Annotated in this window: 7 protein-coding genes and 1 pseudogene; 1 reads left to right on the forward strand and 7 read right to left on the reverse strand. The window is 35.8% G+C overall.

Annotation, left to right across the window (positions count from 1 at the left end; all coding sequences use genetic code 11):
• Positions 1-285 precede the first annotated feature (285 nt).
• Positions 286-1429, forward strand: a pseudogene (locus IIF7_RS20040) (IS3 family transposase).
• Positions 1430-1495: 66 nt separating this feature from the next.
• On the opposite strand, the gene IIF7_RS20045 reads toward IIF7_RS20040, so the two are convergent.
• The 7 genes from IIF7_RS20045 to IIF7_RS20075 form a co-directional block, all read right to left on the reverse strand.
• Positions 1496-2230, reverse strand: coding sequence for a LytR/AlgR family response regulator transcription factor (locus IIF7_RS20045; RefSeq protein WP_084843469.1), 735 nt, complete (start codon positions 2228-2230; stop codon positions 1496-1498).
• Between the two features lie 4 nt (positions 2231-2234).
• Positions 2235-3272 carry a sensor histidine kinase gene (locus tag IIF7_RS20050; protein WP_084843470.1) on the reverse strand — a complete coding sequence of 346 codons (1038 nt, stop codon included), beginning with the start codon at positions 3270-3272 and terminating at the stop codon, positions 2235-2237.
• The gene (locus IIF7_RS20055) at positions 3265-4485 is read right to left on the reverse strand and encodes an ABC transporter permease (protein WP_084843471.1); all 1221 of its coding nucleotides are present in this window, start codon (positions 4483-4485) and stop codon (positions 3265-3267) included. The genes IIF7_RS20050 and IIF7_RS20055 overlap by 8 nt, the downstream gene beginning before the upstream one ends.
• 2 nt (positions 4486-4487) lie before the next feature.
• Positions 4488-5228: an ABC transporter ATP-binding protein gene (locus IIF7_RS20060; RefSeq protein ID WP_084843472.1), complete on the reverse strand. Its 741-nt coding sequence runs from the start codon at positions 5226-5228 to the stop codon at positions 4488-4490.
• A 12-nt stretch (positions 5229-5240) separates the two neighbouring features.
• Positions 5241-6473, reverse strand: coding sequence for an efflux RND transporter periplasmic adaptor subunit (locus tag IIF7_RS20065; RefSeq protein ID WP_084843473.1), 1233 nt, complete (start codon positions 6471-6473; stop codon positions 5241-5243).
• Between the two features lie 4 nt (positions 6474-6477).
• Positions 6478-7842: a TolC family protein gene (locus tag IIF7_RS20070; protein ID WP_084843474.1), complete on the reverse strand. Its 1365-nt coding sequence runs from the start codon at positions 7840-7842 to the stop codon at positions 6478-6480.
• Positions 7843-8751: 909 nt separating this feature from the next.
• Positions 8752-9039: UPF0158 family protein (locus tag IIF7_RS20075; protein WP_217806699.1), on the reverse strand; the 288-nt coding region annotated here is incomplete at its 5' end.

A 9039-nucleotide genomic window follows, 5' to 3' on the forward strand; every position in this document is an offset into this window, starting at 1 on the left:
TATCATCGGAAGTATCAATCCATGATGAAAGATCTCGATGATATGTTTTCTTAAGCCATTTAAATTCTAATAGTATTTAATGACTTTATAGTAAACATTTTTAAAAATGTTAGTGATTGAACTGAAAATGAACAAGTAAGGTAGAATAGTACAAACCTGTTATGATGTTTGAGATTCTTGAAATGATATGTATGTCATCTTTGACCTCCTCCCATTAAATCGGACTAATAAAAACTAGAGTATTTCTGGCAAATAAATGTTTAACTTTAAATAAATTATTTGCTTATGAAACGATCAAAATACACCGAGTCGCAGATTGTATTTGCGATCAAACAGGTTGAGACTGGAACACGTCTTTCTGAGGTCTGTCGCAAGATGGGAATCAGCGAGGCTATCTTTTACAATTGGAAGAAAAAATACGGTGGTCTGGGTGTCTCTGAACTGAGAAGGCTCAAAAACTTGGAGGAGGAGAATGCGCAGCTTAAAAAGCTTGTAGCTGATTTAAGTCATGACAAGCAGATTCTTCAGGACGTACTTAAAAACCTGCCTGCCGGCAGGCAGGAAAGTTCTAAGGCCGTCTCGAAAACGGGAGATGGTCAGCAATATCCGTATGGAATATAATATTTCCATCAATCGTTGTGTACGTCTAATATTGCTGCACAAAAGCGTTTTTTATTATACACCCAAAGAACGTGGAGATGAATTGCTGCGTATGAGAATGAAAGAAATAGCAGCAACACGGGTACGCTATGGGTTTTGGAGGATCTATATCTTGCTTCGCCGGGAAGGCTTTATGGATAATCATAAACGCGTTTATAGAGTGTATTGCGAAGAAGGTTTAAACCTCAGATCTAAGAGACCTAAAAGAAGTCGGTGTGCAGCCCATAGACAACCTGCTCTTGGTAATGCCTCTAGTTTACATGAGTGCTGGAGTATGGATTTTGTGACAGATCAACTCTACGATGGAAGCCGTTTCAGAGCCTTAACTGTAGTGGATAATTACAGTCGTAAATGTTTATCTATATATGCAGGAAAATCCCTTAAAGGAAGTGATGTTGTTGGGGTGATGGATAATTTAGTTACTAGTGCAAGAGTTTATCCTATACGCATAAAAGTAGATAATGGAAGTGAATTTATCAGTAAAGTATTGGATAAATGGGCTTATGAAAACAATGTTGAATTAGACTTCTCAAGACCCGGAAAACCTACTGATAATCCATTTATAGAAAGCTTCAATGGATCTTTCAGAGATGAATGTTTAAATACAAACTGGTTCTTCTCTTTGGAAGATGCTCAAGAAAAGTTCGATATTTGGAGGGAAGACTATAACGGGTTTAGACCACACAGCTCATTGGGTGACATGTCACCCAATGAATACATTGAAATCAATGAAAATAGCCCAGATTCTCTAGTTATGACCAGTACCTAAATATGGGAGGAGGTCAAATACAAATTTGGAAGGTTTGTTCAATTTTTAAAAGAGTCTTATGAAAAACTACAGCGAGGAATTATTTATAAACTCCTGAAATTTTTCTCTGTTGGCTTCAGAAACAGTAATCCTTTTATCGCCAATAATTATTTGGTTACGCTCTACCTCATCAATATGATCTAGAGCTACGATAAAGGAGCGATGTACACGCATAAATTTATCGGTAGCTAGTTCTTCTTCCAAAGATTTCAGACTTTTGATCGTTAAAATAGGCTTGGTTTCAAGCTTCAGGAAGATCTTTACATAGTCTTTTAAACCTTCAAAATAAAGAATCTCGTTTAAGGCTATTTTCTTCTGTTTATAATCGGTTTTTACGAAAAGAAACTGACTATTACTTGCAGCTGAAATTTTAGGATTTTCAGGCTTATTTTTTAGTTCGAACCAATCTTTCGCTTTATTCGCAGCATTAAGAAATTCAGTATAATTAAAAGGTTTTAGAAGGTAATCTATAGCATTAACTTTATACCCATCTAAAGCGTATCTATCGAATGCGGTCGTAAAAATTACTCGGGTATCCTTAGAAAGGGTTTTAGAAAATTCTAAACCATTAAGATCTGGCATTTGGATATCCAAAAATATAAGATCGATTTGTTGTCTATTAATAAGTGACAACGCCTCCAGCGCACTTTGGCATTTTCCTTTAAGTTCTAAAAACGGTGTTTTTAAGACGTAACTTTCCAGAAGTTCTAAAGCCATGGGTTCGTCATCAACGATTAAACATTTAAGCAAGTTATTCTGCATCTTACTACTTTACCGGAATGTTTAAATTTACAATGAATTGATCGTTTTTTCTACGAGTTTCTAAAAGATATTCGTTGCGATAAATAAGATCCAGGCGTTTTTGCAGGTTTACCAGCCCAATTCCGGAGCCACTTTTATCTGATTTATCCTTTGGTAAGAAGTCGTTAACCGAGCAAAATGTGATATCCCTTTCGTCTATTTCGATCTTAAAATTGATTTCTGAAGTTTTTCCTGAAGAAACGCCATGTTTAAAAGCATTTTCAATAAAGGTGATAAATACTAAAGGTGCGACTTTAATCTGCTCGCTTACTTCTGGAAAACTGTAATTTATAAGGATGTTTTTAGAATACCTTAGCTGCATTAATTCGATATAGGTTTGCATAAAATTGATTTCCATTTGAAGAGGGACCAGCTCAACATTGGTTTCATAAAGTAAATAGCGCATAAGCTTACCAAGACTGTGAATGCTTTCTTTTGCTTTTTCAGGAGAAATATCGACTAACGCATAAATATTATTTAAGGAATTGAAAAAAAAATGGGGCTGAAGCTGATATTTTAAATGCTGAATTTCACTCTCTAATTTGATCTTTTGAGCTTCCTTTCTTTGATTTTCGGTACGTTGCCATCTTTCAATAGTTTTTAAGGAAATTGAAAAGATAAGCGGAATTAAAAACGAAATGGAGTTTAAATAAATGAAAAATTTCTCTGGCGGAAGATTCAGATCTTTAGGTCGTGGCTCTCTTGGAAAGAAAGACTTTGTCCAATCACTTACTAAAAAAAGCAATGCAATTAATAGAATATTGACAAGGATATATACCGGGATTTTTTTACTGAATAAGTAATGATCGATCAGTAAAAAGTAATTTACGTAAAATAAGAATGCGTATAGTATAAGCGGGATCCAGATACTTTCTGAAATTCGATAAATATCGACCTGATTGCCGCTAAGCAAATAAGGAAATAGGAATAATACTGCCCATACTAAACCATGTAGCAGTATTACAATTCCCTTATTATTAAAAAGATTTTTTGTTCTATTCATATCTTAAAGCTACGATTGGATCTAGTATAGATGCTTTTTTTGCTGGATACCATCCAAAGAAAATACCGGTTATGGCACAAACGCCAAACGAAATTATTACCGAATATAAGGTGATTTGTGTTGGCCAGCTTAAAATATTAGAAATTAAAAAGGTACTTAAAAATCCTAATGTAACCCCTATAAGTCCGCCGGTAATACTAATTAAAATAGCCTCGATTAAAAACTGAATAAGAATATCCATTCCGCGACCGCCAACTGCTAGCCGCAATCCTATCTCCCTGGTTCTTTCCTTAACAGATACATACATTATATTCATAATCCCGATACCGCCAATAAGAAGTGATATCGCCGCAACGGCTACTAATAACAGTGTAAGCATTTCGCTGGTAGAGCTGAACATAGAGATCAATTCTTCCATAGAGAATACATTAAAATCATCTTCAGCGGGATTAGAAATACTATGCTGATCTCTCATAATTTGAGTAACTTCTTTTACTGCATCGTTTGCCTGCTCTTCACTAATTGCAGAAGCTACTATAGAATTTAGATAATTAATTGACAGGATTCTTTTTTGTACCGTGGTATATGGAGCTACCAAAAGGTCATCCTGATCCTGGCCAAAAGTATTTTCTCCCTTAGAAGCTAAAACACCAATGATCTTAAATGGAATTTTATTGAAACGTATCATTTTCCCGATAGGACTTTCTCCATCAGGAAACAGGTTTTCGACAATAGTTTGCCCAATGATCGCAACCTTGGCGGCACTACGAACATCAGATTGTGTGAACATACTACCTTCTTCGATCTCTAATGCTCTAATATCTAAGTAAGCTTCACTTACACCATAAATTGTAGAAGGCCAGTTTTGGGCACCGGTGATTACCTGTCCGCTACCGCTAACTACGGGAGAAATCTTAGTAAGCAAAGAAGATTTGTTGGCTATAACTTCGTAATCTTCGATCTTTATCGATTGCATTTCACTGGGATCTGTACGCACACCGCCACGCATTCCCGCTCCCGGTCTTATGGTGATCATATTAGAACCCATGCTTGAAATTTGAGTGCGAATACTATTTTTAGAACCTTCCCCAATGGCTAACATAGTAATGACCGCCGCGACCCCTATTATGATACCCAGCATAGTAAGGAAGGTTCTTAATTTATTTAATTTGATCGCTCTCCATGCGATTTTCAGCAAATTGAGAATTTTCATATTTATTCTTTTTTAGGTAGCGCATCCAGTTCTTTTTGAGCGCTTAAAATATTTCGATTAACATTATTGCTAATCACATTACCATCTCTAAACTCTAAAGTTCTGGAGCTAAAAGCAGCAATATCATCTTCGTGGGTAACAAAAACAATGGTCTTTCCCTGTTTGTTTAGATCCTGAAAAAGAGCCATGATCTCGTAGGATGTTCTGGTATCAAGATTTCCGGTAGCTTCATCTGCCAGGATTACTACGGGATCGTTTACCAAAGATCTTGCAATGGCAACTCGTTGTTGCTGTCCCCCGGAAAGCTGGGCAGGCGTATGATCTAAACGCTGCCCCAAACCAACCATTTTTAAAGCCTCAATAGCTTTGTTTCTGCGCTCTTCTGAAGAATATTTACTATTATACAGTAGTGGTAACTCTACATTTTCTATGGCTGAAGTTCGTGCCAGCAGATTGTAGGATTGGAAAATGAACCCGATCTTTTCATTTCGGATTTTGGCTAATTCATTTTTTGTAAGTTCACCAACAGAAACCTGGTCTATTTCATAACTTCCGGAAGTTGGGCGATCCAGGCAACCAAGGATATTTAGCATCGTACTTTTTCCCGATCCGCTAGATCCCATGATCGTTACAAATTCGCCCTGTTCTACTCCAAAGGAAATTCCTTTTAACGCATGTACCGTTTCCTGGCCCATTACGAATTCCCTTTTTAAGTTTTCTATATTTATTATAAGATTGCTCATTTTTAGTAGTATTTAGTCTTCGTCCTTATCTTCCTCATCGTCAGATCCCGGAGGTCCCGGCATAAAAGGGCTACGGGCACCATCCACAGATACTTCATTCTTTTCTTTTAAACCATAAACTACTTTCTCGTTTAAAGCTAAGCCATCTAAAACTTGTACATTAACCCCATCGCTGGCGCCTAAATTCACTTTTTTGGATATAATCTTTCCAGATTCCTGCAATACCCACACAGTTGTATTACCATTTGCAAAAGTTTGCATGTCTTCTTCAGGCGAGCGCATAGTTGCGGTTAAGCCATTTTGTGATTCGTAAGTTTTTAAAGTTTCATTATTTGGTTGAAAATTGACTGCTTTTGCTTCTATTGTGGGGATATCTTTTAATTCCTGATAATAAATAGCTACCGTTGCGGTAAGTCCTGGTTTTAATTTAAGATCTGGATTTTGAGCTTTGATGACCACGGTGTAAGTGATTACATTTTCTTCTTCGGTAGGGTTTAAGCGAACTTGTGTAACTTCTCCTTCAAAAGTTTCTGTAGGATAGGCGTCTACTGTAAAGCTTACTCGTTGTCCTTCATCTACCTGCCCAATATCTGCTTCATCTACATCGGCTTCTACCTGCATTTCTCTAAGATCTTTGGCAATGGTAAACAGTGTTGGTGTTTCAAAGCTGGCAGCTACGGTTTGTCCTTCATCAACTTCAACAGATAATACAACGCCATCGATAGGGGAGTAGATATCTGCATAGCCTAAATCTGTTTTTGCTTCCTGTAACGTTGATAATGCCTGAGTTACCGCCGTTTGTGAATTATTGTAGTTATACTCGGCATCGTCGTAATCGGACTGGCTAATAACTTCCTGCTCAAAAAGCGATTTTTGGCGTGTATAGATCTTTTTATAATAATCCCTTTCGGTCACGGCATTATTATAATTTGCCTGAGCCTGTTGTAACGAAGAAATTAAATTGGTTTTATCAATTTCGGCTAATAGGTCTCCCTTTTTAACCTCACTATTATAGTCAACATAGATCTTATCTACTTCGCCAGAAACCTGGGTACCAACCTCTACTTCAGTAAGAGGTTCTACAGTTCCGGTTGCAGTTACCATGTTCGTGATATTATCTTCTTTTACGCGCACAGTTTCTACAGTTATCTTTCCGGTATCACTTCTGGAGAAAAAAAAGTAGGCTGCCATAATGATGATAATCGCTACAACGGCAATGATTATTTTGTTTTTATTCTTTTTCATCTTGTTATAAATTGATTTCGTTTCCCTGATAAAATTCTAATAGTTGTTTGTACAGAATACTTAAGTATTTTGCCTGTGTGTAAGTTTGCTGCGCATTGGTATAGGTGTTTTGGCTAAGCATAAGATCTGTAGTGTTTATTGCGCCAACATCGTACTGCTTTTGTGCCAATTGATAGGCGTGGTAAGAGGCATCCCTGGCAACTTTAGCTGCGCTTAGCTGTTCTTGTGCTGAAACTGAATTTCGCCAGGCATTATCGACTTTTTGGTACAGTTCTTTTTCTACCGTTCTTAATGCTATTTTGGATTTTTCTACATTGATCTTTGCATTTTGAACTTCAGCTTTATTTTGACCTTTACTGAAAATCGGTATACTTAAACTAAGACCAACCCGCTGATTGAAGTTGAGGTCGAACTGATCTGAAAATGTGAGATCCTGAGTGCTGGTATAACCGCTCCCTAAACTTCCGGAGAACGAAAGTGTTGGGAGAAAACCACCTTTTGCGATATCGATATCTTTTTCTGAAATTTCTACATCCAGCTGTTGTGCCTTTATAGATGGTAAATTTTCTAATGCATTGTTATAAATCTGTTCTTCAGTTTCAAACACGGCATAATTAATTTCATCTTCAGCATTTATCTCTTCAATTTCAAATGGCATCGTACCATCGATTTCCAGTAATTGTTTTAATGTTAGAAGCTGAGAATCATAATTATTTTGAGCTATAATGAGATTATATTTATTTGAGGCCTGTTGCGATAAAACATCTGAATAATCTTTTTTGGCAATAGATCCTGCTTCGTACCGTGCTTTTGCCACCTCAACTTCTTTGGCAGAACCATCTAATGTATTTTGTGCCGTTAAAATAGCTTCCTTATAGTATAATGCGTTTAGATAGGCTTCTGTAATACTTAGCGTGATGTTGTTTTTAGCCTCTTGTACGAAAAGTGAATTTTGATCTAATAATAATTTATTTTGTTTGATCTGGTTGTTTAACTGACTTCCCTGATATAATGTTACACTTGTACTTAGGGCCGTACTTGTAGAATAAATTTGTTGGTTTACATAATCGCTGGTAATAGGATCGATACTATAACCGTTATTAAAACTTTCAGATAAACTTCCGGTAAGACTTGGTAGTCGTTGCTGCTTGGATTGTTTGTAATTTACCTGTGCGCTACTTTCGTCTAACTCAGCATCCAAAACGGTAAGACTGTTTTCTTTAGCATAGGCTAAACACTCCTTTAAACTCCAGGTATTGTCTTCAGGAATTTGGGTTTTCGAGCTGTCATTAACGCTGGGGATCTCGACCTGTGCAAAGGCAGAAAAACCGATAAGGATAATAATTAATATGACTATTTTGTTGTACATCTCTTTTTCTTTAAATGATGTACAAATTTTGATAAGTTTAGGTTCTATAGAAAGTGAAATAGACGAATGCCCGGATAAAAAAGAAGTTTAAAGTGATTTTAAGGATGAACTATATATAGGGTGAAAGTAAAATAATTGAAATTGTAAAGATTGGAATCAGAATATTAAAATTGTAATCAATCAGCTTCAGAGTAGTACTGATTTGAGTTGTGACTGTTTATCTTAAGATGTTCAGTCCTTTTATCTATACCATAAATAAGGATACTGAGAATTTAACAAAGTAGCTTAAAGTGTATTTAAGTTAACTATCTATCGCATACATAAGTACAATAATTTTGCAATTTATTTACCAGGCTCTCTTTGAAGTAGGTTTATACATTCTAATTTAAGTATATTGAATTATTTAAAAAGTTTGCAAGCAAAAAAATTAATATCACTTTTTAGAAATGTATTTTAAATTGTAGAGTAAATCGAGAGCGTAGTGGTTTTTAATTCGAATATAATAGAGCCCTTTAGTAATCATTATTTTAGTTGTTTTATTTTGATTAAATTTGATATATGAAAGATCAAATCATTCTCTAAAAGTTCACAGATCGTCAACATTCAAACGGCTAAACTCTGTAAATCACTGAAAAAAAGTAATTTGCGTGCTTAGGTTCGATTCCTGACGAGGGGCTTGATTTTAATACCCGGGTGACCAAAGGTGAACGCGAAGTGACTAAAATCCGTGACAGTAGTTTTTTTAAATTAAAACCCGGAGAATTTGTGGTCTATGCCTAAACTATTACTCTTTAAAAATCAGAAATTTCAAATGAGCAGTTTTAGTAATATGGAGGGAGAAATCATGCTATATCATCGGAAGTATCAATCCATGATGAAGGATCTCGATGATATGTTTTCTTAAGAAATTTACTCTTCGGAAGAAGTGTGCATTTGGAACGTCTCAATGATCAGTTTTTCAATGAATTGCTGTTTGAATGTAAACCAGTCTTCCCTGAACTCTGAATGATCAATAGTATGTTTAAAATGCCTAAAGGGATGTCGCTGCTGTAAAATTTGAATTAATTTATTTTTCATAGCTAAATCCGCAAGTGAATGAGCGAATTCTTCCATGATTTTAAATGATTCATGGGAAGTCAAGACCTCAAATTTTAAATATTTATCTCTGGAACTTGCTATTTTCTCTATATCACTCTT

Source organism: Zunongwangia atlantica 22II14-10F7 (assembly GCF_002094855.1).
Classification (GTDB): domain Bacteria; phylum Bacteroidota; class Bacteroidia; order Flavobacteriales; family Flavobacteriaceae; genus Zunongwangia; species Zunongwangia atlantica.

Coding starts and splice junctions, on each gene's coding strand:
- IIF7_RS20045 (WP_084843469.1), bottom strand. CDS start 2,230: ATGCAGAATAACTTGCTTAAATGTTTAATCGTTGATGACGAACCCATG.
- IIF7_RS20050 (WP_084843470.1), bottom strand. CDS start 3,272: ATGAATAGAACAAAAAATCTTTTTAATAATAAGGGAATTGTAATACTG.
- IIF7_RS20055 (WP_084843471.1), bottom strand. CDS start 4,485: ATGAAAATTCTCAATTTGCTGAAAATCGCATGGAGAGCGATCAAATTA.
- IIF7_RS20060 (WP_084843472.1), bottom strand. CDS start 5,228: ATGAGCAATCTTATAATAAATATAGAAAACTTAAAAAGGGAATTCGTA.
- IIF7_RS20065 (WP_084843473.1), bottom strand. CDS start 6,473: ATGAAAAAGAATAAAAACAAAATAATCATTGCCGTTGTAGCGATTATC.
- IIF7_RS20070 (WP_084843474.1), bottom strand. CDS start 7,842: ATGTACAACAAAATAGTCATATTAATTATTATCCTTATCGGTTTTTCT.